Origin of the sequence: Bacteroides faecichinchillae JCM 17102 (assembly GCF_000614145.1) — a bacterium.
GTDB classification, from domain to species: domain Bacteria; phylum Bacteroidota; class Bacteroidia; order Bacteroidales; family Bacteroidaceae; genus Bacteroides; species Bacteroides faecichinchillae.
This window is the reverse complement of the sequence record NZ_BAKK01000022.1, coordinates 22,824-48,403: the sequence shown is the minus strand read 5'-3', so window position 1 is coordinate 48,403 and position 25,580 is coordinate 22,824. Positions and strand designations below refer to the sequence as shown.

Annotated in this window: 20 protein-coding genes, 2 tRNA genes and 6 pseudogenes; 9 read left to right on the top strand and 19 right to left on the bottom strand. The window is 35.2% G+C overall.

What is annotated here, in order from left to right; translation table 11 throughout:
* From JCM17102_RS12170 to rfbC, 3 genes and pseudogenes are all read right to left on the bottom strand, one after another.
* Positions 1–798 (bottom strand): DUF4738 domain-containing protein, encoded by a 798-nt coding sequence (locus JCM17102_RS12170; protein ID WP_025075328.1) that lies wholly within the window; start codon positions 796–798, stop codon positions 1–3.
* Positions 799–834: 36 nt separating this feature from the next.
* Positions 835–2,147 (bottom strand): annotated as a pseudogene (locus JCM17102_RS27435) (UDP-glucose dehydrogenase family protein).
* A 20-nt stretch (positions 2,148–2,167) separates the two neighbouring features.
* Complete coding sequence (rfbC, locus tag JCM17102_RS12160; protein WP_025075327.1) at positions 2,168–2,716, bottom strand: dTDP-4-dehydrorhamnose 3,5-epimerase; 549 nt, start codon at positions 2,714–2,716, stop codon at positions 2,168–2,170.
* A gap of 90 nt (positions 2,717–2,806) precedes the next feature.
* Between rfbC and JCM17102_RS12155 the strand changes: the two genes are divergently transcribed.
* From JCM17102_RS12155 to uxaC, 3 genes are all read left to right on the top strand, one after another.
* On the top strand, positions 2,807–3,865 hold the full coding sequence (locus JCM17102_RS12155; RefSeq protein WP_025075326.1) for an HU domain-containing protein: 1,059 nt from the start codon (positions 2,807–2,809) through the stop codon (positions 3,863–3,865).
* An 18-nt stretch (positions 3,866–3,883) separates the two neighbouring features.
* Positions 3,884–4,411: an FHA domain-containing protein gene (locus JCM17102_RS12150; protein WP_025075325.1), complete on the top strand. Its 528-nt coding sequence runs from the start codon at positions 3,884–3,886 to the stop codon at positions 4,409–4,411.
* Between the two features lie 605 nt (positions 4,412–5,016).
* On the top strand, positions 5,017–6,423 hold the full coding sequence (uxaC, locus tag JCM17102_RS12145; protein ID WP_025075324.1) for a glucuronate isomerase: 1,407 nt from the start codon (positions 5,017–5,019) through the stop codon (positions 6,421–6,423).
* Positions 6,424–6,543: 120 nt separating this feature from the next.
* Here the strand turns inward: uxaC and JCM17102_RS29720 are convergent.
* The 4 genes and pseudogenes from JCM17102_RS29720 to JCM17102_RS32465 form a co-directional block, all read right to left on the bottom strand.
* Positions 6,544–7,040, bottom strand: a pseudogene (locus JCM17102_RS29720) (YoaP domain-containing protein); the annotation flags it as partial.
* Between the two features lie 605 nt (positions 7,041–7,645).
* Positions 7,646–8,476, bottom strand: a pseudogene (locus JCM17102_RS12140) (carboxymuconolactone decarboxylase family protein); the annotation flags it as partial.
* A 16-nt stretch (positions 8,477–8,492) separates the two neighbouring features.
* On the bottom strand, positions 8,493–8,651 hold the full coding sequence (locus JCM17102_RS31695) for a flavodoxin (protein WP_373278889.1): 159 nt from the start codon (positions 8,649–8,651) through the stop codon (positions 8,493–8,495).
* Between the two features lie 62 nt (positions 8,652–8,713).
* A complete protein-coding gene (locus JCM17102_RS32465) occupies positions 8,714–8,851 on the bottom strand; it encodes a flavodoxin (protein WP_373278888.1) in 138 nt (45 codons plus the stop codon).
* 500 nt (positions 8,852–9,351) lie between these two features.
* Here JCM17102_RS32465 and JCM17102_RS29715 point away from each other — a divergent pair, with 500 nt between their 5' ends.
* Positions 9,352–9,630, top strand: a complete 279-nt coding sequence (locus tag JCM17102_RS29715; RefSeq protein ID WP_073350077.1) for a transposase — start codon at positions 9,352–9,354, stop codon at positions 9,628–9,630.
* Positions 9,631–9,729: 99 nt separating this feature from the next.
* On the opposite strand, the gene JCM17102_RS12125 is transcribed toward JCM17102_RS29715, so the two are convergent.
* The 4 genes from JCM17102_RS12125 to JCM17102_RS12110 form a co-directional block, all read right to left on the bottom strand.
* A tRNA-Lys gene (locus tag JCM17102_RS12125) sits at positions 9,730–9,802 on the bottom strand.
* 30 nt (positions 9,803–9,832) lie between these two features.
* Positions 9,833–9,905 (bottom strand) — tRNA-Lys (locus JCM17102_RS12120).
* A gap of 87 nt (positions 9,906–9,992) precedes the next feature.
* A complete protein-coding gene (locus tag JCM17102_RS12115; RefSeq protein WP_025075322.1) occupies positions 9,993–10,796 on the bottom strand; it encodes an MBL fold metallo-hydrolase in 804 nt (267 codons plus the stop codon).
* 82 nt (positions 10,797–10,878) lie between these two features.
* Positions 10,879–12,267: a peptide MFS transporter gene (locus JCM17102_RS12110; protein WP_025075321.1), complete on the bottom strand. Its 1,389-nt coding sequence runs from the start codon at positions 12,265–12,267 to the stop codon at positions 10,879–10,881.
* A 100-nt stretch (positions 12,268–12,367) separates the two neighbouring features.
* Between JCM17102_RS12110 and JCM17102_RS12105 the strand changes: the two genes are divergently transcribed.
* Complete coding sequence (locus JCM17102_RS12105) at positions 12,368–12,787, top strand: BT0820 family HAD-type phosphatase (RefSeq protein ID WP_025075320.1); 420 nt, start codon at positions 12,368–12,370, stop codon at positions 12,785–12,787.
* A 120-nt stretch (positions 12,788–12,907) separates the two neighbouring features.
* Here the strand turns inward: JCM17102_RS12105 and JCM17102_RS12100 are convergent, their stop codons facing one another.
* Positions 12,908–13,156 (bottom strand): DUF6965 family protein, encoded by a 249-nt coding sequence (locus tag JCM17102_RS12100; protein ID WP_025075319.1) that lies wholly within the window; start codon positions 13,154–13,156, stop codon positions 12,908–12,910.
* Positions 13,157–13,301: 145 nt separating this feature from the next.
* On the opposite strand from JCM17102_RS12100, the gene JCM17102_RS12095 reads away from it, so the two are divergent.
* From JCM17102_RS12095 to JCM17102_RS12085, 3 genes are all read left to right on the top strand, one after another.
* Positions 13,302–13,736 (top strand): copper resistance protein NlpE, encoded by a 435-nt coding sequence (locus JCM17102_RS12095; protein ID WP_025075318.1) that lies wholly within the window; start codon positions 13,302–13,304, stop codon positions 13,734–13,736.
* Between the two features lie 158 nt (positions 13,737–13,894).
* A complete protein-coding gene (locus JCM17102_RS12090; protein ID WP_025075317.1) occupies positions 13,895–14,332 on the top strand; it encodes a DoxX family protein in 438 nt (145 codons plus the stop codon).
* A 106-nt stretch (positions 14,333–14,438) separates the two neighbouring features.
* Positions 14,439–14,993 (top strand): DUF3332 domain-containing protein, encoded by a 555-nt coding sequence (locus tag JCM17102_RS12085; RefSeq protein WP_025075316.1) that lies wholly within the window; start codon positions 14,439–14,441, stop codon positions 14,991–14,993.
* Between the two features lie 61 nt (positions 14,994–15,054).
* Here JCM17102_RS12085 and tamL read toward each other — a convergent pair.
* A pseudogene (gene tamL, locus JCM17102_RS27425) lies at positions 15,055–17,368 on the bottom strand (translocation and assembly module lipoprotein TamL).
* A 661-nt stretch (positions 17,369–18,029) separates the two neighbouring features.
* Positions 18,030–18,393: pseudogene (locus JCM17102_RS27420) on the bottom strand (BlaI/MecI/CopY family transcriptional regulator).
* A gap of 183 nt (positions 18,394–18,576) precedes the next feature.
* Here JCM17102_RS27420 and JCM17102_RS12060 point away from each other — a divergent pair.
* On the top strand, positions 18,577–19,344 hold the full coding sequence (locus tag JCM17102_RS12060) for a TrmH family RNA methyltransferase (protein ID WP_025075314.1): 768 nt from the start codon (positions 18,577–18,579) through the stop codon (positions 19,342–19,344).
* Here JCM17102_RS12060 and JCM17102_RS31690 read toward each other — a convergent pair.
* The 5 genes and pseudogenes from JCM17102_RS31690 to ileS all read right to left on the bottom strand — a co-directional run bounded on the left by JCM17102_RS31690 (position 19,295) and on the right by ileS (position 25,402).
* Complete coding sequence (locus JCM17102_RS31690; protein ID WP_033886790.1) at positions 19,295–19,672, bottom strand: hypothetical protein; 378 nt, start codon at positions 19,670–19,672, stop codon at positions 19,295–19,297. The two genes, JCM17102_RS12060 and JCM17102_RS31690, sit on opposite strands and share 50 nt — an antisense overlap.
* 4 nt (positions 19,673–19,676) lie before the next feature.
* Positions 19,677–20,756, bottom strand: coding sequence for a DUF4296 domain-containing protein (locus JCM17102_RS12050; protein WP_025075312.1), 1,080 nt, complete (start codon positions 20,754–20,756; stop codon positions 19,677–19,679).
* Positions 20,746–21,398 (bottom strand): annotated as a pseudogene (locus JCM17102_RS27415) (lipoprotein signal peptidase). Before JCM17102_RS27415 ends, JCM17102_RS12050 begins: the two are co-directional and overlap by 11 nt.
* 96 nt (positions 21,399–21,494) lie before the next feature.
* A complete protein-coding gene (locus JCM17102_RS12040) occupies positions 21,495–21,875 on the bottom strand; it encodes a TraR/DksA family transcriptional regulator (RefSeq protein WP_005931903.1) in 381 nt (126 codons plus the stop codon).
* Positions 21,876–21,913: 38 nt separating this feature from the next.
* The gene (gene ileS / locus JCM17102_RS12035; protein WP_025075311.1) at positions 21,914–25,402 is read right to left on the bottom strand and encodes an isoleucine--tRNA ligase; all 3,489 of its coding nucleotides are present in this window, start codon (positions 25,400–25,402) and stop codon (positions 21,914–21,916) included.
* Between the last annotated feature and the right edge of the window lie 178 nt (positions 25,403–25,580).

Below are 25,580 nucleotides of genomic sequence, written 5' to 3'. Positions count from 1 at the left end.
TTACTTAACCGAAGATATAGTCAACTTACCATCAAAACTAACAATTAAGTTCACCATATTATAAATCACACTTTCCGGAATGGATAAAGCAGCCTGATAATGGAAACCATTTCGATCTACTTTTATAAAATGCATATCAGATAAAATTGATTGTTTCAAATAATCTGCAGGAACCACATTGTCAAACATTTGCTTGGTTATATCACTTGCAAATAGGCTTTTCTTTCCTTCATAGACACAAATGTGCATTACATTATCATAATATACATTATCCATACTCAATCCATCCACTGAATAAGTAGTTTTCATCACTTTCATCTGTGAAGGATTAATATACACATAAGCACGATAACGAATACCATCGTAATTCACAACACTATCTCGTTTCGTTACTTCTGTATAAATTGGAATCACTGTAGACCGATTTACGAAAGATAAAGAATCAATGTCATCCTCTGATTTACGTAGTCTAATCGTATTATCTACCATAGAATGAAACCAGAAAATATATTCTGACTGCTTATCTATTTTATAACAAGTAGTATCATTACCATACGTATAAAGAGTATCTTGGATAATTTTAAATGTAATTGGAGCACTTTGCGCATCAGAGTAATAAATTGTATCTCCTTTTACATACATCAGCGGTTCTTCTGATTCATCATCTACCCAGATACCTTGCAGTAATTCTTTGGCATTTAAATCTTCTTTTTGTTGAGAAAATTCCGACTTTTTGCTACTGCTGCTACATGCCGAAAGCAAAATCGCTATAAACGATATCGCTACATACTTTGTCATTTGTCTAATTTTTGCACGAAAGATACTTTATTTATTTCATTTTCCAATGCATGAATAAATAAATCCAAATTCTTCCATTTCTTTTTTGTCATAAATGTTACGACCATCTAATACAATCTGCTGAGCCATTGTTTTCTTAATAACGGCCCACGAAGGTAAACGAAATTCTTTCCATTCTGTCACCAACATCAAAACATCAGCATCAAGTACGGCATCGTACATATCACATGCATAATAAACAATATCTCCTATTCGCCGTTTACATTCCTCCATTGAAGCTGGATCATATACCCGGACATGACAACCTGCCTCCAATAACTTATCAATTAGCACTAACGATGGAGCTTCCCGCATATCATCAGTCTCCGGTTTAAATGCTAATCCCCATAAAGCAATGTTTTTGCCTTCTATATTACCATTAAATTGCTTCACCAATTTATCAAATAAGGCACCTTTCTGTAGTTCATTTACTTCCTCTACAGCACTAAGCACACGCATTGTATATCCATTCTGCTCAGCTGTCTTTATTAAAGCTTTTACATCTTTAGGAAAACAAGATCCCCCATATCCAATACCCGGATACAAGAATTTACGTCCTATACGGGTATCAGAACCAATACCGCTCCGAACCATATTGACATCAGCTCCAACCAATTCACAGAGATTAGCAATATCGTTCATAAAGCTAATACGGGTTGCCAACATTGAATTCGCAGCATACTTAGTCATCTCAGCGGAAGGAATATCCATAAAAATAACTCTGAAATTATTAAGCAAAAACGGCTTATATAACTTAGACATCAGTTTTTCGGCACGCTCTGATTCCACTCCAACCACTACACGATCCGGCTCATAAAATCGCTGATTGCATTTCCCTCTTTCAGAAATTCGGGATTGGAAGCGACATCAAATGTAATATTCAAGCCTCTCTTATCTAGCTCTTCCTGAATAACGGCACGAACTTTACGGGCAGTACCTACCGGAACCGTACTTTTAGTTACTATCAACTTATATTGGTTCATATTTCGCCCAATTGTACGTGCCACTTCCAACACATAACTGAGGTCAGCACTCCCATCTTCATCCGGAGGAGTTCCTACAGCACTAAATATAACTTCTACATCATTCAAACAACTTTCCAATGAGGTTGTAAACTTCAGACGTTTCGCTTTTATATTTCGAAGTACCATTTCTTCCAATCCATTTTCATAGATAGGAATAATTCCCTTCTTTAAAGATTCTATTTTATCGTTGTTAGTATCTACACATGTTACATCCACACCGATTTCAGCGAAACACGTTCCTGTTACTAACCCAACGTATCCGGTTCCTACAATTGCTATTTTCATATCTACTATTTGCTAGAACTTTATTCAAAATATACAGCATCTTTAAATGCTATTCCCTGCTTATCTTTGGGAGACAGTAGCATTTGAGACTTCGCCAACGGCCAATCTATTCCTAATGTTTCATCATCATATATAATAGACGCTTCTGCCTGAGGGGCATATTTATTATCTACCTTATACGTGAAAATAGCTTCCTCACTCAACACAGCAAAACCATGTGCAAATCCACGAGGTATGAAAAACTGCCTTTTGTTTTCTTCGCTAAGCAATACGCTGATATACTTTCCAAATGTAGTCGATGACTGACGTAAATCAACTGCAACATCTACTACTTTTCCCTTGATAACACGTACTAATTTTGATTGACTATATTCTCCTTTTTGATAATGTAGTCCTCTCAATACTCCGAATGAAGATTTTGATTCATTATCCTGTATAAAATTCACTGGACCAATGTTTGCTTCAAACTCATCTTGTTTGAATGCTTCCATAAAATATCCCCTTTCATCGGAGAAAACCTTTGGTTCTATCAACCAGACTCCGTCTATTTCTGTTTGTATATAGTTCATTGCTAATAGTAATAAATAAAACGATGCAAAAGTAGTGAATTTTTCGCAGTTTTCTGGGATATATGCAATTTATCTCTTAATTTTGCACACATGATTGAATTAGCACAACATATAGAATCACTCTTATTAGAAAACGATTGTGTAATCGTTCCCAATTTTGGCGGTTTCGTATCTCACTATGCACCCGCTTCATATATAAAAGAAGAAAATCTTTTTTTACCTCCTACCCGTATCGTCGGTTTTAATCCGCAATTGAGATTAAATGACGGGATATTGGTTCAATCCTATATGTCAGTGCATGATACCAGTTTCTCCGATGCTACCCGATTAGTAGAAAAGGAAGTGGCTGAATTGATCGGACTTCTTCATGAAGAAGGAAAGGTACATCTAGATAATATTGGCGAAATTCATTATAATATTTATGGTAATTTTGAGTTCGTACCTTATGATTATAAAATTACGACTCCTTCTCTTTACGGGCTCGACACTTTTGAGATGCAAGAGCTTTCTGTACTGCAACAAAGAGAGAGAGTGTTAGTACCAGCTAATTTATCCCCAAAGAAGAAGACTTATGAGATCAGCATTAACCGTACCTTAATACGTAATGTTGCAGCTATGATTGCTGCTATCGTATTGTTCTTTGCTTTCTCAACTCCTATAGAGAATACATATATTCAAAAGAATAATTATGCTCAGCTTCTTCCTACCGAATTATTTGAGCAATTTGAGAACCAATCAGTAGCAATGACTCCTGTTCAAGTACACCCCAAAACAGCTCAACAGAAGTCTCAAAAAACGATTGCTTCCCAATCTAAAAAGGTTGTAGCTAATAAAAGACAAATAACAAAACCGGTTGTTGTAAAAGAAGTAAAGGTTGCCAAATCGGAAGTTCCTGTAGTAAAAGTATCTCATCCTCAAGCCAATAATCCTTTCCATATAATTGTGGCAGGAGGAATCAGTCAGAAAGATGCAGAAACAATAACTAACCAATTACAGACTAAAGGATTTGCCGAAGCTATGGTTTTAAATAATGGCGGAAAAGTACGTGTAAGTATACGCTCATTCAATAATCGCGAAGAAGCAACCAAACAATTATTGGAATTAAGAAAAAATGAAATTTATAAAAGCGCCTGGTTATTGGCAAAATAAAAATCCCCTTTTAAAAACATGAAGAGAGTTCTTTGTCCCAAATGCGAAAATTATCTATATTTTAATGAAACCAAATACAGTGAAGGTCAATCACTCGTATTCGAATGTGAACATTGTGGTAAACAATTTAGTATTCGACTTGGAAAGAGCAAAATAAAAGCTATTCGTAAAGAAGAAAATCTGGAAGCAGCAGAAGAAGCTCTCAAAGAGGAATTTGGGTATATCACAATTATCGAAAATGTATTTGGATATAAACAAGTCCTTCCCTTACAAGAGGGTGACAATGTTATTGGTCGTCGTTGCATAGGTACAGTTATTAATACTCCAATAGAAAGCGGTGATATGAGTATGGATCGTCGTCATTGTATTATTAATATAAAACGTAATAAACAAGGAAAGTTGATTTACACATTAAGAGACGCTCCTAGTCTCACTGGCACTTTTCTTATGAATGAGATATTAGGAGATAGGGACCAGATTCGTATTGAAGATGGGGCTATTGTTACTATTGGAGCTACTACCTTTATACTACATACAGCAGAGTAAAGTGTAAATTATGCAAAAAATCTTATGTATTTCTTCTTATTATTTAGTTTAATACAAAATCAGATTAATCTATCTTGAGAGTTTCATAACTTCGCTTCACGCACGAGAAAACTATAAGTTATTTATGAGGAAGCAATTAGACTCTAAACTATAGTTATTTGATATCACCAGAGAAATAAAGAAAATACATTATAGTTCTCTGTTCAACCAAGCAAACTAGATAAATATCAAATATTACGATAGAACTGTACCTTCTTCTTTTAAAAGCCCTTCATTGATCACTTAAATATGGTATTGTCTTTTCATTTTTAGCAAATACATCAGATAGATAATAGTTTTCATCTAAGACTCTCCTTCTCTGCGGAAACATAGAAACCATATCCTAATGTTATAGCTTTAGTCCTCCATAATCTAAAACTTAAATATTATAAATAATCATCTCAAACATATGAATTATTTTGTTGCTATAAGTAAATATTTTATTTTTGTGTTCGATAACGATTGATTAATATAAATCATTTTCACACTCATATCATCTTTATTATCAATACTATATAAGTATAAACCCCAAAAGTAAGAATTATATATACTAAAAACACTGTAAAATGAAAAACTTCATGGATGAAAACTTTCTGTTGCAAACAGAAACTGCGCAGAAGCTATATCACGAACACGCGGCTAAAATGCCAATTATTGACTATCACTGCCACTTAAGTCCTCAAATGGTAGCTGACGATTATCAATTTAAGTCACTTACTGAAATATGGTTAGGTGGCGACCACTATAAATGGCGTGCGATGCGTACTAATGGTATAGACGAACGCTTTTGTACAGGTAAAGATACCACAGATTGGGAAAAATTTGAAAAGTGGGCCGAAACAGTTCCTTATACATTCCGCAATCCTTTATATCACTGGACTCATCTGGAATTAAAAACAGCTTTTGGAATCAACAAAATATTAAATTCCAAAACTGCGCGTGAAATCTACGATGAATGTAATGAGAAATTAGCCCAACCAAAATATTCAGCTCGAGGAATGATGCGTCGGTACCATGTTGAAGTAGTATGCACTACTGATGATCCGATCGATTCGTTGGAATATCATATTAAAACACGTGAGAGTGGATTTGAAATCAAAATGTTACCTACATGGCGTCCTGATAAAGCAATGGCTATTGAAGTCCCTGCCGACTTTCGTTTGTATGTAGAGAAGCTTTCAGCTGTAAGCAATATTAGTATCTCCAATTTTGATGACATGATTGTTGCTCTTCACAAACGCCATGACTTCTTTGCAGAACAAGGTTGCCGTTTATCTGATCATGGAATTGAAGAGTTCTATGCCGAAGATTACACTGATGCAGAAATCAAAGCTATCTTTAATAAAGTATATGGTGGTGTAGAGCTCTCAAAAGAAGAAATTCGGAAGTTTAAATCAGCAATGCTAATTATTTTTGGAGAAATGGATTGGGAAAAAGGATGGACACAACAATATCATTATGGTGCTATACGGAATAATAATACCAAAATGTTCAAATTGATAGGTCCTGATACTGGATTCGATTCCATCGGTGAGTTTACAACAGCCAAATCAATGTCAAAATTCCTCGACCGTTTGAATTCTAATGGTAAATTAACAAAAACTATTTTATATAACTTGAATCCTTGTGCCAATGAAATGATCGCAACAATGCTTGGTAATTTTCAGGATGGCTCTATTCCTGGTAAAATTCAATTCGGTTCCGGATGGTGGTTCCTAGATCAGAAAGATGGTATGGAAAAACAAATGAATACCCTTTCTGTATTAGGTCTCTTAAGTCGATTTGTAGGTATGCTCACAGATTCTCGCTCTTTCCTTTCTTATCCGCGTCATGAATATTTCCGCCGTACGTTATGTAATCTTGTGGGACGAGACATAGAAAATGGAGAAATCCCTGCATCTGAAATGGAACGAGTGAACCAGATGATTGAAGATATCAGTTATAATAATGCGAAGAATTTTTTTAAGTTTTAACTGTTAAAGATTCATTTACAATAAAACGCTGTCTTGAAGTTATTATTAGCTTGGACAGCGTTTTTAGTTATAATTCTCTTCGTTAATCAAAATTATAATCCCCTTAATAGAATGAGAGACTTACACTCCCATAATTTTATTGAATCGTTTATCGGTACATACACTCAAGCCGGTAGTTATAAATTTGCCATTATAGAGGAGAGTAAATATAGTGGCCGGAGGGTACATTCTGCGCTTGCTCCATAGTCTCCAGTTTAATTACTTTCGGCGGTATATGTTTATTTTTAGCTATATTGACCAATGAATTGCAAACATGATACTCCGTAAATGGACAACGATTAGTACAGTAGACAACTAAACCTGTTTTCTCTGGACATTCACCACTAAAAACACATCTTCTGAGCGAAGGATCAGATGCATTATTATTAATTTACAATATTAAAAGGCTAAATTTATTAGGAAGTATCTCAAACCGTTTTAAATCCCTGTTTAAGCATCCATTTAGTATCACTCATAAAATGAAATTCTGATATACCTACTACTGTAACTAATCCGTCCTTTCCCTGTACTCTTATATCATCAATAGCGGACTACAACAAAGCTTTTCCATGTCCACAAAAATTTTGGCACGCTTATTTAGCTTTCTGAAAACATATCCATTAAAGATAATTATTCTCTTCTACTCTCTTCCAATCTTGACATACGTGTCTTTGTAAATCCTCATTCTTTGCCAAAAGAGGATTGTCTGGTAATTCGTGCTGAATACTAATAACATATATGCCTTTTTACGCTAGAAAGCTTTTTAGATATGCGCATAATTAATTCGACTTAATGTTCTTATTGCCATCGTATCCATGATTAAAGATTACGACTTTCATTTTCGAATTCTCTTTTTGTGTTTTGTAAATGGCAATAGGTATAATTCAGAATCATACAAGCAGGTAATAAACTCTTCTTGTGTACAAATATTTGTGTTGTAGATAATAAGGTTAATAGTATAAGATATATCTTTTTATTGATTTTATTCAATTTATCGTACTATATCATGATGGTATAGGAATAAGTCTTACTTTAAGATATAGATATTATAATCAAAAATACAATTCCTATTGTTTCAGCTGACAATATTAATCAAAGAAAAAAGGCCTTGAAATGATTCGAGACCTTTCTCCAAAAGATCTTTACCTGGTTGAAACTATTATTTTCTTCCTCCAGAAATTTCTTCCTTAATAATCTTAAGTGCTTTGATGGCGGAAGGAAAACCAATATATGGTAGACACTGAATGACTGAAGCAACAATTGTTTCCGGAGTATTTCCCGCAATCAAGTTCCCTTGTAAATGTGAATGTAATTGACTCTCCGCTCCTAAAGTAGCCAATATACAATAAGTCAGCAATTCGCGTGTTTTTAGATCAAGTCCGTTACGAGTATAGATATCACCAAAACAATATTCGGTGAGAAAACGCTCCACGTCGTTACCCATATTTCCGGGAATACCTTCCATCACACTATGGATACCACCTTCATACAATTTGTCTTGAATCTTTTTACCTTTTTCACGGCGGTCTGTTTCTGTGACAATACCCTGCTTTTCCAAAGGTAGAGAGATTCCACGTTCTTTAAACACCTCATTGATTGTTCCTAATGCATTTAACATTCTGGGAAATCCAATAAATGGAGCACTCAAATAAATCACTTCCCGAAGTTCAACTGGAGTAACGCCAATATTCAATGCAGCATTGGCATGAGATTTCAGTTGTGGTAAAGTTTGCATTGTTGCAAGAGTAACACAAGTAATCATTTCTCTAGTTTTCATATCCAGATTTCCTGTACGAAATACTTCTCCAAAAATGAATTTCTGAAGTATATCCATCATTTCAGGATCTGTTCCCTGTCCTGTTAAAGCCTCTCCACCAAATAAGGTTGTATAGTCCTTCTTGCAAAAGTCAATTCTATCCATACTCTTCTCTGTTTCAGAATTTAATGTATCTTGTGAAAAAACAGGAATGTATCTAAACATCAATAATACTAATATTAATAAATTCCTTTTCATGTACTTTTCTTATTTCTTATTTTACAGTTTTCACCCAATTCTTAATAGCTTTATCTGCATCGTTATTACCACGAATGGAAAGTCCTTTCAGTACAATTGCTTCAGGGCAAATCTTTTTAATATCTTGTTTGCTATGCTCCATTGCACTACCTACATACGTACAAAAGGGAACAATTCCTTTTTACCTGAAAGATCACAAGATTCCAAAAATCTAAATACTGTCATGAGTATTGTACCCTACCAATTAGAATAACCTAAATAAATCACATCATAGTCAGACATATTCGCCATTTTTCCTTTGATAGCAGGACGAGCATTCTCTTTTTGCTCTTTCTGAGCTACTTGAGGGTCTCCTGGTAATTTGTCAGATAGAATCTTACCGTTTCAATATAAAACTCAATGCCTTAATTTTCCCATGAACGATTTCTGTATTGTCCACTTTTAAATCTTCAATCTATCCATTTCGATAATTATTTCCACGACGTGAATAAAGCTCTCAATACCTTTTTGCTTTCAGTTGGTTGTGCTGTCTGGACATTTCATTCATCTCTAGTATAGACATTAGAATCATCATTAGAATTACAAACTTTGTTTTCATATTATCTACATTATTAATAAAAATCAAATAAAACTTTTTATCTCCTTTCTCTTTTGCTCCCATCTTATTTACTGCAAAATTACAGGAAGTTTTTATTAGAAACTGTATATCAATTACAGGTAGTTATACCTAAATTACAGTCCTTCAATTTTTGCGCTATTCTAAAGAAGTTTCATAAATTCCAAACATCCAATAATAAATAGACTAAAAAATATTTTCAAAAATGATTTCCTCTCGAGGCACATAAATTAAATCTTAAAAAAAAGAATACGATAATATCGGACTGACCCATAATAAGCACTATGACAAAGATGTGGCACGTGGAAAGCTTGCCTTGTGGTACAATAAAATAGAAAAGCTTGGATACCGATGTTTCAGAACCGTAACAAATACCATGCAGAACTATTATGAAACAATACTAAACTATTTCGTTAACAGGGAAACAAATGCATTTGCAGAATCATTCAATACAAAAATTAAAGCGTTCAGAGCACAGTTTAGGGGAGTCGGAGATATACCATTCTTTATTTTTAGATTATGCAAACTAACTGTGTAGATTTAACATACCCACAGGGGTTTCGGACTGACCCTAATAAAATAGTAAGTAACAAAAAAAGAAAAGGAGAACTTAAAAAGCTCTCCTTAATTGTCTTCGTACACCCTCAGGGATTCGAACCCTGGACCCACTGATTAAGAGTCAGTTGCTCTACCAACTGAGCTAAGAGTGCGAAATTATTATAATTGCCAACTGAGATCTGTACACCCTCAGGGATTCGAACCCTGGACCCACTGATTAAGAGTCAGTTGCTCTACCAACTGAGCTAAGAGTGCCTTTTCCTCATTTGCGGTTGCAAAAGTAGGTCTTTTATTTCATTTATCCAAACAATAATGCAGCTTTTTTACTGTCTTTTTTCGTTGTTACTCGAACACATAAAGCTCAGAAGGCGTATTTCGCTTTAAAGCAAGCAGTTGCACATCCTTGCCAACAATAACTCCTTTGTTCTTTAATTTCCATTCTACAGTTTTGTATGCCAACTCCGGATGATTATTGTCCTTACTTAGATGGCATAACCAGATATATTCCAAATGTTCAGTGATATTTTCTGCTAAGAACTCAGCAGTATCAGAATTACTCATATGTCCAGTTTTACTTGTGATTCTTTCTTTCAAATATTGAGGATAAGGTCCCATCTTAAGCATTTCCTCATCATAATTAGCTTCCAGTATCAAATAATTGGCTTTACAAATATAATGAGCTGCTATAGGAGTAATTTCACCAAGGTCAGTCAGAAAAGAGAATACTTTTCCATCTACCTCTATACAATATCCAACATTATCAGTGCCATCATGAGGAACTTCAAAAGATTCGATATTAAAATCATCTAGATGCATAGGCTCCTGTTTCTCTAAATAACGAGCCGAAGTAGTAAGTTTTTCCGTCATGCAATAACTACGGTTAATACCTTCATGAACACGTTTTGTTGTATATACAGGAATATTTAGTTTCTCTCCCAGATGCCCTACGGCTTTAATGTGATCTGCATGATCATGCGTGACAAATACAGCTCGTATGCTATCCATCAAAATGTTGAAGTCCTTCAGCGTTTTCTTTATAGTGCGAATGCCAATTCCTGCATCTATTAATATTCCAGAGGTTTCGGTGCCTAGATAATAACAGTTCCCACTACTGCCACTTGCCAGACTTATAAATCTTACTTTCATGTTTTATCTTCCTTCATTAAAAAACAAAATGCCGCCACTTTTACAGCAAAGTGACGGCAAATATACGCAAAAAAGAAGATAACTATCGAGAAGATTCCTTCTTTTTGTCGATGGATTCGGTTATTTTAGCGAATAAAAATAGAGCTACAGCAGCAATCAACCCAATTGCAGCAAAATAATACCAAATATAATGAGCATTTGCGCTAGCCGCCTCCCATGCCCCTCGAGTCTCAAACAACACAGGATCCGGACAATACTTCGTCAATAAGATTCCCGCCAATCCAAAACCGAAAATAGATGAAAGAAAAGAGTGTAAATGACTAAATCCTAAATACATACCCTCTTCTCCTTTGGGTGCCTGTAATGAGAAATACTCCAGATAACGCGGTGATATGAAACATTCGGCAAGTGCTTGTACCACAATACCAGCTACCATCATCAAAGTAATGTTGCTCATGCCGGAAATAATATCGTATCCTAAAATATTACCACAAGCCATCAATAAAGCCGAAACTGGGATCAAAAACATTCCCACATTTATAGAAGCTATTGCACTGCGCTTTGCCATCAGGCGCGTAATAAAGCTAACACAACATACCACGACAAACGGATTTACATTGGCAATCCAACCTGGTTTTGCTGTTTCACCAGCCATACGTATTACATACTTAGGCATTGTTGCATAAAGTTGCTGCTGTACCATCCAGAAACCAGTCACTATCAGAATAAGAACCAATAAACGCCAATTCGTTACAATTCTCATAAAGCCCTGTCCTATTTCATGTAAGCTCTTTCCTTCACCGGCTGTATGAGTCGATCTATAAAAAAGAATTACAGCAAATAAAGCAATGATAGTCATTGCCCCAGAGAAATAATTAATATAGATATAAGCTTGTTCACCAATCATATTTCTCAGAGGATCTATAATTGTTTTACCAGTGAAAGCCCCCACATTAACCATCATATAAAAGATGGAATATCCACGAGCACGTGTTGTTTCAGTTGTTTCTTTCGCTACCGACGCTGAAATAATGGACTTAATAAAAGACCCGCCGATCATCAGAATAAATAAAATAGGAATAATTATCCACCGAGCATAGCTATCCGGTAAACCATTGAATTGAACAGTTTCACCATAGTTTACTAATCCTGTCGCTTCGAGAAATGTAGGCAAGACACCTAACCCTAAATAAGCAATAGACAACAAAGTAAAAGCTAAGATCATTGATTTCCGGAAACCAATCTTATCAGCATAAGCCCCTGAAAATATAGGTAATAAATACAATCCACCAGAGAAAAGACCGGAAATCATACTTGCTTCAAAATCATTGAAACCTAGAATATTGGATAAATAAATAGTGAGAACGATAAATACGGCATAATAGGCCATACGTTCAAGCAGTTCGACTGTGTTGCTAACCCAAAAAGCTCGTGTAAAACCTTTGGCAGCACGCTGAGGGGAATTGTTCATGTAAAATGTATTTTATTAAAATGTTAATTCGAGACAAAGATACATTTTTTTAGCATACTGTTTGTATCTTTGTTACAAATTACGTATTCTAACATAAGTTATGGTTATAGCGGTTGATTTTGACGGAACAATTGTAAGGCATCGATATCCTGGTATTGGAAAAGAAATCCCCTTTGCTATTGAAACTCTGAAATTATTGCAACAAGAGCAACATCGTTTAATCTTGTGGAGTGTGCGGGAAGGCAAATTATTAGATGAAGCAGTAGAATGGTGTAAAAACAGAGGATTGGAATTTTACGCAGTCAATAAAGATTATCCTGAAGAACAAAAAGATCACCAAAGTTACACGCGAAAATTAAAAGCCGATTTATTTATTGATGATCGAAATCTTGGCGGGCTTCCCGATTGGGGATTGATTTATAAAATGATAAAAGAAAAAAAGACTTTTGCAGAAATATATAATTCAGACATAAAAAAGCTTACAACTCTAAAGAAAAAGAGTAAATGGTTTCCATTTTAATAACGTTGTCATTACAATAGTTGATGATGCAAAATACGGAATAACTCTTTTTAAATTCCTATTATTTTGCATCATCAATAAATGAAGAACTTAGTTCTCTAATTTCCACTTTTATATTTACTATCCTTCTCTACTCTCCCACTTTTCTCTGTATTCCCACAGTTGTTCAATAGTAGAATGAAACGTTGGATTCTCCCAATTTCTAGAGATCATTGCAATCAATGATTCTAAATAAAGTTTTCCATTAATTATGGACGTACATTTATTAATTTGATATTTCTCCGTTGGATAATTTTTAGTCTCAAGCATCTTTTTCGCCCAGCCTATTAATTCTTGAACCGATTCATTGTCATAAGTATGTTGTGTCATATTCACTGTAATTTTTCACAAAGATAATAAGTTTATTAATTCATAAATAAAGTTGCAGTTCATTTTCATGGTAGATATACTAAATATTATTTCATATCTTTATACCCTAATAAGCAGATTTGATAAAATTTAAAAAAGTAAAATCATGACAAAGATTCTCATCTTAACGTGTTCATGTATGCTCCTTGTAGCATGTGGAAACGGCTCAAAGGCTAATAAAGGCACTAGAATTGATAGTACCTCTACCAAAATAATCGATACGCACAATGCAGAAATATCCCTCGATTATGAAGGTACTTATAAAGGAGTTTTTCCGGCAGCTGATTGTCCCGGTATCGAAATAACTCTCATTTTAAATAAAGACAAAACATTTACTCTCCATTCCGTTTATATCGACCGAGATAGTTCTTTTGACGAAAAAGGCACCTACACCTTGAAAGATAACATATTGACTTTAAAAGAAGAAGGCGGAGAAGAATCGTACTATAAAGTAGGCAAAAACCATCTGAGTAAACTGATGGCAGATAAAAAAGAAGTTACCGGTAAACTTGCAGAACATTATATTTTGAATAAAGAATAATCTTTAAATCATAGACATTTAATAAATAGTGGGAATAAAAAAGGTATACCTACTACTTTATTCCCATTATTTATTTTTAATATTTACTTTCCATAAAGAACAAAATCAAGATATTTTATGTTTATAAATATGAAGATAAACTTAAAATAGAATAACTTATGGTTTACAATTTTTTATTTCCAACTAAGCCAAATACAACTAAAGTATCATTGTTCTTATTGGCAGCCCGAATTATATTCGGAATATTATTAATGAATCATGGCATTCAGAAATGGAGTAATTTTCAGGAGCTTTCGATGACTTTTCCTGATCCTCTAGGTTTTGGAAGTCCCCTATCTCTCGGATTAGCCATTTTTGGAGAACTTGTATGTTCAATGGGTTTCATCATTGGTTTTTTATATAGACTAGCTATGATTCCAATGATCTTTACAATATCCGTCGCTTTTTTTGTGATTCATGCCAATGATGTCTTTACAGTAAAAGAGTTAGCATTCATCTACTTAGTAGTCTTTATACTTATGTATATTGCAGGACCTGGTAAATTTTCTATTGATTATTTTATAGGAAATCAACTAATAAAAAGGAAAATGAGATAAAACAAAAATGAGAATTCATAACTTAAGCTGATTAAAAAATATTATATTTGCATTCAATTAAGAACTATATTAGTAACATTATTTATTAATCAGAATTTGTTAAGTTATGAAAAGAAACAAACTAACATTTGTAGCAGTTGTACTGAGTGGAAGTTTACTATTCAGTTCCTGTGTAGGTTCATTTGGTTTATTTAATCGTCTGACTTCTTGGAACCAATCTGTTGGAACCAAATTTGTAAATGAACTTGTATTTTTGGCATTCAACATCATTCCTGTTTACGGTGTGGCTTATCTAGCCGATGCTTTAGTAATCAATTCTATCGAATTCTGGAGTGGAACCAATCCGATGGCTAATGTAGGAGACGTGAAAAAGGTGAAAGGAGAAAATGGAAATTACATGGTAAAAACACTCGAGAATGGTTATTCCATTACTAAAGAAGGCGAAACTGCTTCTATGGATTTGATCTATGATCAAGCAACTAACACTTGGAATGTGGTTGCCAATGGTGAGACCGCTCCCCTTGTTAAAATGAACAATGACGGCACTGCTGATATGTTCATGCCAAACGGCGAAAGAATGAACGTAACCCTTGACGCCCAAGGTATGATTGCAGCTCGTCAGGCTACAACAACTAATCCAATGTTTTTTGCAGCTCGTTAAGAACTAAAAGAACTGATACAAAAACTAAGCTGTCTCATTTTGAAACAGCTTAGTTTTTGTATCAGAAAGGATATCCTACCGCAAAATGGAAAGCAAAATCACGACTAAACTTAGGATTAATGATCGGATAATGTTCCTTCTTAGTCTCATAAGCTGGATTTATAGCTTTCATACCTCCATCAAAACGAAGAATAAAGAAATCCAAATCTAAACGAAGTCCCAGGCCATATGCCACAGCTATCTGCTTATAGAATCTATTAAATTTGAAGACTCCTCCCGGTTGATTAGCATAATCACGAATAGTCCAGATATTACCAGCATCAATAAATAACGCGCCCTGAAACTTCCAAAACAGCTTACTGCGATACTCAATACTAGCATCTAATTTAATATCTCCTGATTGATCCATTAAGCTTCCTTTTCCTGCAAAAGAACCTGGCCCCAGATCACGAACCGACCATCCTCGAACACTGTTGGCCCCACCGGAAAAATACTGCTTCTCAAATGGAATCGTCTTTGCATTACCATAAGGTACAGCCACTCCCATACCTACATGAAAGGCCAATGAGTTACGGTGATCAATTCTTATATTTTTAGCAAAATCAAATTCACCTTTAATGTATTGCGCATAAGGGATTCCTAAAATAGCGTATTCACCATTATCATTCTTGCGGATATTTGTCGCTCTAGATAAAGCATACATAATATTTCCTGCCGATTCGAAATTGAAACGTACAGAATAAGAATCAGATGATATTGTATTATTCACAATAGAACCTCCTGTACTATTGTAGTGATAACTATACCCCATATTAATAATCAGTCGGTCCTGATAATTATATTGGAAAATATCATTTTGTCCTTTATTGATATAATCTTCTCTAAATTTAGGAGAAATACGTGGCAAATAAAGAAAACCGATATTAATCAAATCAATTTTATGCTGAATTTTCAGACGTTGAGACCACTTGTAGCTCCATGATGCAGAAGCCATTGTACGCAAGAATTCAGGACGTAGCTGGTAATTGTATTGTAATCCAAACTCCGTCGTAGCTCTAATTCTACGCTTAAAATCAGAAGACACAAATGGAAATAGAAAATTTGGGAAATTAATACTTGTCTCTACACCAAATTCTGTATAATTATTATTTGAGTATCCTGCCTGAAGCCCGGAAATAACTTCGTAAGCTCCACGAAACTTGACCATAAAAGTTTCCGATCCATGAAACAAGTTCCGATTCTGAAAAGAAACGGAAGCTGCTGCTCCCAAGTCGCCAGCGGAATTCGTCCCTTCCACTTCAAAAGCAATAGATTTATGTTTACTTTTAGTCAGCATTACATAACAGTTAAGTTTTGCCGTATCACCTACCTGAGTCTCTATAAAACGAATATTCGTATATTTTAATGCAGACAAGCGACCAAAACTAGAATAAGTTTGCTGTACATCTTGTTCTTTATATATATCACCAGAAGCAAAACGAAGATTATCCGTCAGCACTTTAGGACGCAAATAAAGTTTATCTTTATAATATATAGGAAATCCTTTATAATGAATAGAATCATTTATATTAACGCTACTTAATGCTGACGACTGCAATACATCATAATCTGTTATAAAATTTATCTCATTGATTTGATATTGTTTATGCGCTTCAGCAGAATCATTCTCATGAGCTCTGTACGCACGTAAATGTAATGTTAAATCTACATTATAAGTATTACGGACAGTGTCCGCCGTATATCCGATATAATCTTTATTAAACTTATAATAACCGTTTTGAAGTAGTTTATTAGTTATACGTTGCCTTTCTGCATCCAATACATTTACATCAAATATCATTCCCTCTCTTAATAAGCTCTTCACCGAATCCTGTCTTAAAAGAGAATCTATTTTAGTATCATTTATGTCGAGTTTTAAAGATTGAATAATATAAGGCTCACCAACCGTTACATCATACAGTAATTTGATCTTCTTTTTCTTAACTTTTGTCGTTTTTTTTTACGATAGCAGCCATATAACCCATATTATGCACTGCTTTCATAATTTCTTCCTGAGAACGAAGAGCTTCACTCTCATTATATATAACAGGAGCATCACCTATTCTTCTCAGAAACTTATTTCCCCATTTAGTTGAATCACGTCCTGAAAGGTTATAAACATAAAGTTGTGTTTTAATGAGACTAAACCATTTAGCATTGGAATTCTGACGTACATACATTTTTAAGGATGAAGGACGAACATTCTTATTATCTGTATGAATTTTGACTTCATCCAACAGATAAAAGCCATCCGGCACAAACTTCGTAGCAGTACACGAAGCTAGCAACAAAATAATAATAGCACAAGTAAATAAGCCATGAAATCCTTTCCTCATACGGTATCTCTATAAACCTGAAGTAAAATGTATGGCAAAGATAGAGCATATTTTCCGTTCGGGAAAATTATCAAAACGATAAATGACATTTAAAATGTACTTTTCACCACAGTTACGGAAATTTTCACAACTATAATAAATGCATGATTAATAGCATGTCTGTGATAATTTCCGCAAACTATGAAAATTCTAACAGAATTCAATCATCCAATTCTGAACATGACAGGAATTGTAAATTTAACATTCACCGGTTTCCCATTTCTGCCATTTCTTTCGTATCATGGTTACGATCGTCAATCTTAACCACTATCGTAGTAGCATCAGTAGGGCAATCCCTATTCCATATATTATCCATAAATAAGTTTCAACTGCCCAACTTGTATTCTCGGCACCAGAAAATACAACAGAAGCATAAATTGAAATTTCTGACAGAATTTTTGCATAAACAACTGCAAGTGTTTTTCCCACCGAATGATTACCCTAATCAGTCCAAACCGGAAAATCAATAAAAGGATAAACAAATGAAATCACACATATTAAAAGTAACATCATTCGTCTCAATTTGAAAAATGTATCTTTACTAAAAGACAACTTATAAAAAGCATATAATACAATCAGACTTTTATTAAATAAATTGCAAAAGGTTCCATACGTATTCAGTTTATGATTCCTCATTTTCTATTATTTTCATCAATTCTTCAAGCTCCTTTTTACCGATCTTTTGATCCCAGACAAAGAATGAAACCATTTCTTTATACGAACCGGTAAAATAGTCCGTTACTATCCCATTCAAAAAGTTACGTTTATAATCGCTTTCTTTCACCAATGAATGGTATTGAATAGAATTTCCTAAATTTGAATGGCGACAAATACTTCTTCTTCTCTAAATTAAGAACGACTGAAGCTACACTTGTATAAAGAGGCTTTAGATCCGGCATTTCATTTACTACCTCTCGGATGAAGCTTGGTCCCATTCTCCAAAAGTAAATCATTACTTCTTTCTCTTGATGTGTCAATCCTTCCATACATTCTCTATTTTATATTGAATATCAAACTACTATTTTTAAGCAAAACTACTAAAATTAAGCAGATAGCATATTTTATTTACACAACAATTATTAATAGACCAAATAATTATCAGGAAAAAATAGAAATAATAACCGATTAATTGGAAATATCTTTATAGCTTTGCCCAAAATATCAAATATATGGAATCATTAAGCAAGAACAAAATTAAATATATCCACTCGTTGGAACTAAAAAAGATACGTAAAGAGGAACAAGTATTTCTGGCAGAAGGTCCCAAGCTAGTTAGTGATTTGCTTGGACATTTTCCTTGTCGCTTTCTAGCTGCTACAAGTTCTTGGCTACAGAGCCACCCGGAATGTAAAGCAGATGAAATCATAGAAATTTCACAAGAAGAACTTTCTCGTGCAAGCTTGTTGAAAACCCCGCAACAAGTACTTGCTGTTTTTGAACAAGCAAAATATAAATTAAATCCAGAGATCGTTCACCGATCACTTTGTCTTGCTTTGGATGACGTACAAGATCCCGGTAACCTTGGGACAATTATACGTTTGGCCGATTGGTTTGGCATCGAACATATCATCTGTTCATCTAATACAGTAGATGTATACAACCCCAAAACCATACAAGCCACTATGGGAGGAATTGCCAGAGTGAAAGTGTATTATACTCCCCTATCAGATTTTATTCGTTCTCTTGGAGACGATACACCAATATTCGGTACATTCCTAAACGGAAAAAACATGTATGAGCAACCATTAAGCACCAATGGAATTATTGTAATGGGTAATGAAGGTAACGGAATAGGAAAAGAAGTGGAAACATTGATTAATCGGAAACTATATATTCCCAATTATCCTCAAGGTAAGGAAACTTCAGAATCTCTTAATGTGGCAATTGCTACTGCAGTAATTTGTGCCGAGTTTCGGCGACAGGCTGCATGGAAATAAAATCGAAAGGATAAAATAAGCAAGGATACAGAGCTTTACTTTTATGTAATGACTCCTCGAATGCTTTTAAAAAACATTGGGAAGATTGATTTGAAACATTGGGAAGATTGGATTCAAACATTGAGATGTTTGTAAAAATCATCCCAATGTTTTTTATTTCATTTGTGGAAAGCAAAGCAATTACTCCCGGCATCCATTCAATAGACTCAATCTCCTCAGTTAATGGAAAAATATGCTGTACACTTCCCCCTTCAATAATCTCTACCACATATTGTTTGATAAAACCAATACTCGGCAAAAACAAATAATGAGCCGCAAAACGTTTCATACAATTAACGAGTAGTTTGCTGGCGCCTCTGCTGCTGTCTGCGCTGATTTATCTGGCGTTCTCTTCTCTGCTCTATTCTTTCTTGTTGAATATGCTGTTCCACTTCAATTTGTTCCGGTTTCTTTTCCGGGCGAGATCCCGACCGGCGACGATTCATTTCTTCTGGAGTTAAACGCTGATTGTCATCCTTTCTTCCCTCTTCAGCCCTTAGAGAATCCTTTTTCTCTTTAGTAGCAGAAATTTTCTTCAAAGAATCCGCTTTTAAAGCTTCAATCTTATTCAAAGAATCACGTACAATAAACGAAAGTGTATCTTTACAGTGGTAACGAGTCATAACAAAACGATCAGCCAATAGTACACTACTCTTCAAACTATCTTCCACCGAATAGAAAATAAAACCTTTTATCTCCTTCATACCACCTAATGTATCAGCATACATACGAATTTGCTGAATACCCGGAGAGGTGAATGTTTTCCAATGACTAACCGTATCCTTTTCATATATTACTTGTAAAGCCATTGTCGTTGCTCTCAAAGAATCAGCAAGTACCGGTTCCAAAAAACTATAACGTACCTCCCATACCAATGTATCACGATCTTTGTAATTCGAGTCTGTTGGCAAAACAAATGAATATCGGTTATTCATCATCCCACTTGTCAGACGTATCATACGTTGCCAAGGCCAAACATCAATACTATCACCATTCTTTGTTATTTTTGGCTTTTTATCGCGTTTAGCAATCAAATCCCCTATAGTCTCTTGCTCACTCTTCAAACGGTTTTTCACCTTTTCATAGACTTTCGATAAAACCTCTGTATTACGTGTATACCAAACCATTGATGAATCAAACACAGCTTCTGTAGTACCATACTTCTTAAAAACAGCATCGATATAAAGAGACTTCTTATAATTTTCATTATAAGGCAAATTTTCTCCCATAGCTTTTGCTATATGATAATCATACAATATATCTTCCATTTTCGATTCCGGAATGACATCGTCGGGTCTTTTCACTTTACATCCAGCAATCGCCAGCGCGAATATACAGATGTAACACAGATGAAATCGAAATCTATTTTTCATGATCCACATTTTCCTTTTTATTATCCAATGAATGGTAAGATTCATTCAGATATTTACTATAAAAAAGTAATAAAGCAATAATACCGCAACTTATGGCAGCGTCTGCAAAATTAAAGATTGGACTAAAGAAAACAAAATGCTCTCCACCTACAAACGGCATCCATGTCGGCCAATTTGTTTCAATTATCGGAAAATAAAACATATCTACTACCTTTCCATAGAACCAAGTAGAATATCCTCCTCCCTCAGGCATAAAACTAGCAATCTGTGAATGAGTACTTTCATTGAATATTACTCCATAAAATACACTATCGATAATATTCCCCAAAGCCCTGTCAAGATCAGAGATACACAGATAATATAACCCGTTTTAAAACCTTTCTTAATAATTTTATAAAGATACCAACCAATCAAGCCAACCGCCACAATACGGAAAGTAGTAAGGAACAGTTTTCCGAATATTTCCATTCCAAAAGCCATTCCGTTATTCTCGGTGAAATAAATATAAAACCAATCTGTCACATGTATACTTTCATGCCAATACATGTGTGTTTTGATCCATATTTTAATAACTTGATCGATAATTAATACAGAAAAGATAACAAGCAGAGCAATTCTCCCTTTTGTAAGTAGTTTCTTCATTTGTCTATCTAAAATTAAAAATAACGAGCTACAAGTGCCGTGCGAAAATATTGCGCAGCTACTTGTAGCTCGTCACTAGTAGCTTGTAGCTAACTATTATTTCTTACCACTGTTCTTTGCTTCGATACTTAACGTTGCATGAGGAACAGCACGCAAACGTTCGGCAGGAATTAACTTTCCAGTTTCACGGCAAATGCCATATGTCTTATTCTCAATACGTACTAAAGCAGCTTGCAATCCTTGAATAAACTTTAGTTGGCGCTGCGCCAAACGAGTTGTTTCTTCTTTGGAAAGCGTATTTGCTCCTTCTTCAAGAACTTTATATGTAGGAGATGTATCGTCGGTATCATTACCATCCAATCCCATCAGACTCATCTTCAACTGATCATAATCTCGTTGAGCCAATTCCAACTTCTCCATAATAATGGCACGGAATTCCTCGAGTTCCGCATCCGAATATCTAGTCTTTTCTGCCATAACTTTACTAGTTTAAAAGGTTAATCAATAATTTAGTATTAGTCTTTTATCACATTGACAAACAAAGAGAAATCGTCAAAGTTTAGCTCTGTACCATCCTTCACTTCATCTACCAAATCGAGCGATGTTCCTAAAACTTGGTTACAAATATAAGTATTATATTCTTTTACCGCATCATCCGTTTGCGTATTTTTCGAGATTGTTATTTTTATTTTGTCTGTAATCTCGAAACCGCTTGATTTACGAATATTTTGGATACGGTTTACCAATTCGCGAGCAATACCTTCACGACGCAATTCTTCGGTTATTGTAACTTCAAGTGCTACAGTCAGCTTACCTTCATTAGCAACCAACCATCCCGGAATATCTTCACTGAAGATTTCAACATCCGATGCTTCAATAACAGCTTCAGCACCATCTAAGTTCAGTAAATATTTGCCATTCTTCTCCAATTCATTAATTGCTTTTTGTGACATTTCAGCTACGGCAGCAGCAACAGCCTTCATTTGTTTGCCGAATTTCGGCCCCAGCTTTTTAAAGTCACATTTCACTTTCTTAACCAATACTCCAGCAGCAGCATCAACGAACTTGATCTCTTTCACATTAACTTCATTCATAATTAAAGCTTTTACAGCTTCAATATGTGCTTTCTGCTCTTCGTCTGTTTCCGGAATCATGATACATTGCAATGGTTGGCGAACTTTAATATTCACTTTACGACGCAAGGCCAACACCATAGATGTAACATCCTGAGCCATCTGCATACGTGCTTCCAATTCCTTGTCTATTATGTCTTCCTGATATTTCGGGAATTCAGCCAAATGAATAGAAACCACATTATCACGTCCTGTAGCTGCAATTAAGTCCATATACAAACGATCTGCATAGAATGGAGAAATCGGAGCCATCAACTTAGCCACTGTCTCAAGGCAAGAATATAAAGTTTGGTAAGCAGACAATTTATCCTGAGTAAATTCACCACCCCAGAAACGTTTACGGTTCAGGCGTACATACCAGTTAGACAAGTTGTCATTAACAAAGTCTGAAATCAGACGACCCGCTTTAGTCGGTTCATATTCGTTGTAGCAAGTATCAACTTCTTTAATCAAAGTATTCAGTACAGACAAAATCCAACGATCAATTTCCGGACGTTCAGTCATCGGCACATCAGCTTCTTTATATTCAAATCCATCCACATTAGCATATAGTGCAAAAAATGAATATGTATTATATAAAGTTCCAAAAAATTTACGACGCACTTCTTCAATACCTTCCACGTCAAACTTCAAGTTATCCCATGGAGAAGAATTAGTAATCATGTACCAACGTAATGGATCAGAACCATATTTTTCAATGGTTGAGAATGGATCAACAGCATTACCAAGACGTTTAGACATCTTGTTACCATTCTTATCAAGTACCAAACCATTAGAAATAACAGCCTTATAAGATACACTATCAAATACCATTGTAGCTATAGCATGTAATGTAAAGAACCAACCACGTGTCTGATCTACTCCTTCCGCTATAAAATCAGCCGGATACACCTGACGGCTATCCAACAATTCTTTATTTTCAAAAGGATAATGAATCTGTGCATAAGGCATAGAACCTGAATCAAACCAAACATCGATCAAGTCCATCTCACGTTTCATCGGTTTTCCATTCTTAGATACAAGAATGATATCATCCACATATGGACGATGAAGATCAATCTTATTATAATTATTCTCGCTATACTCACCCGGCACAAAACCTTTATCCTTGTATGGATTCGATTTCATGAATCCGGCCACTACCGATTTTTCAATTTCATTATAAAGTTCTTCTACTGATTCAATGCACTTTTCATCCGTATTATCTTCCGTACGCCAGATGGGTAATGGAGTTCCCCAATAACGGGAACGGCTTAGATTCCAATCATTCAAGTTTTCCAACCATTTACCAAAACGACCAGTTCCTGTAGATTCTGGCTTCCAGCTAATAGTCTTATTCAATTCCATCATGCGTTCTTTACATGCTGTAGAACGGATGAACCAACTATCCAACGGATAATAAAGTACAGGCTTATCTGTACGCCAACAATGTGGATAATTATGAACATGCTTCTCTATTTTGAAAGCTAAATTATTTGCTTTCATCATCATGCAGATAGCAATATCTAACGATTCGGCAGCCTGTGCTGACTTCTCATCAAATTTTCCATCTACTGTAAATTGTGGATCATATGCATTCTTTACCCAAACTCCCTGATACTCTTTGTATTTATCGACATCTACACACTCCTTTACAAAGGTCTCATCTAATTCATCCAATAAATAGAATTTTCCTGTCAGGTCTACCATAGGACGAGTCTCACTTTTCTTATTGATCATGAAAAGAGACGGGATTCCAGCAGCGCGTGCTACATTTGCGTCATCTGCACCGAAAGTAGGCGCGATATGAACAATACCTGTACCATCTTCTGTGGTTACATAATCACCCTGAATCACACGAAATGCCTTATCACTAGCTTTCCAACTACCATCTTCGAATACTTCAACCGGTTTCACCCATGGAATGAGTTGCTCATACTCCATACCAACCAAATCCAGACCTTTATATTCGGCTATCACTTTGAATGGCACTAGTTTATCTCCCAACTTATAATCTTCTAATTTCAATTCAGCAGCTTTGGGATTGAAATGAGTATTCAATAAAGCTTTCGCTAAAACTACTGTTATGGGTTCTCCTGTATAAGGATTGTATGATTGTACAGCTACATAGTCAATTTTCGGACCAACACAAAGTGCTGTATTTGAGGGCAATGTCCAAGGTGTCGTTGTCCAAGCGATAAAATAAGGTGTTCCCCATTCTGCCATTTCTGGTTTAGGATTCTTCATCTTAAACTGTGCAACAACCGTTGTATCTTTTACATCCCGATAACAACCGGGTTGATTCAACTCATGAGAGCTCAATCCTGTTCCGGCCGCTGGTGAATACGGTTGAATAGTATATCCTTTATAGAGTAAACCTTTCTTATGTAACTGTTTCAGCAGCCACCACAATGTTTCAATATAACGATTGTCATAAGTGATATAAGGGTGTTTCATATCTACCCAATATCCCATCTTGTGAGTCAGGTCTTCCCATTCCTTGGTAAACTTCATCACATCCTTACGGCAAGCTGCGTTATACTCAGCAACAGAGATTTTCTTACCAATATCTTCTTTCGTAATGCCCAATGCTTTTTCCACACCCAGCTCTACAGGCAGTCCATGAGTATCCCATCCAGCTTTACGCTTTACCTGATAACCTTTCATCGTTTTGTAACGGCAAAAAATATCTTTAATAGTACGAGCCATTACATGGTGAATACCCGGCATACCGTTAGCTGAGGGAGGTCCTTCGAAAAATACAAACGAAGGACAGCCTTCACGTTCTGTCATACTCTTGGCGAAAACTTGATTTTCGTCCCATTTCTTCAGCACATCTTTGTTCACCTGTGAAAGGTCAAACTGCGAATATTCAGTAAATCTCTTACCCATGGTTGCATCTACGATTTTACTATTTACAATTTACAATTTGAGGGGTATCCCCATTTTTAAGGGTGCAAATTTACAAAAACATTTGTTTAATCGAGCAAAAAGCGATGACTTTTAATAGGATTCACATGAAGTTATCAATTAGAAATTACCTTTGGACCTAAACAAAACGAGTGTACCC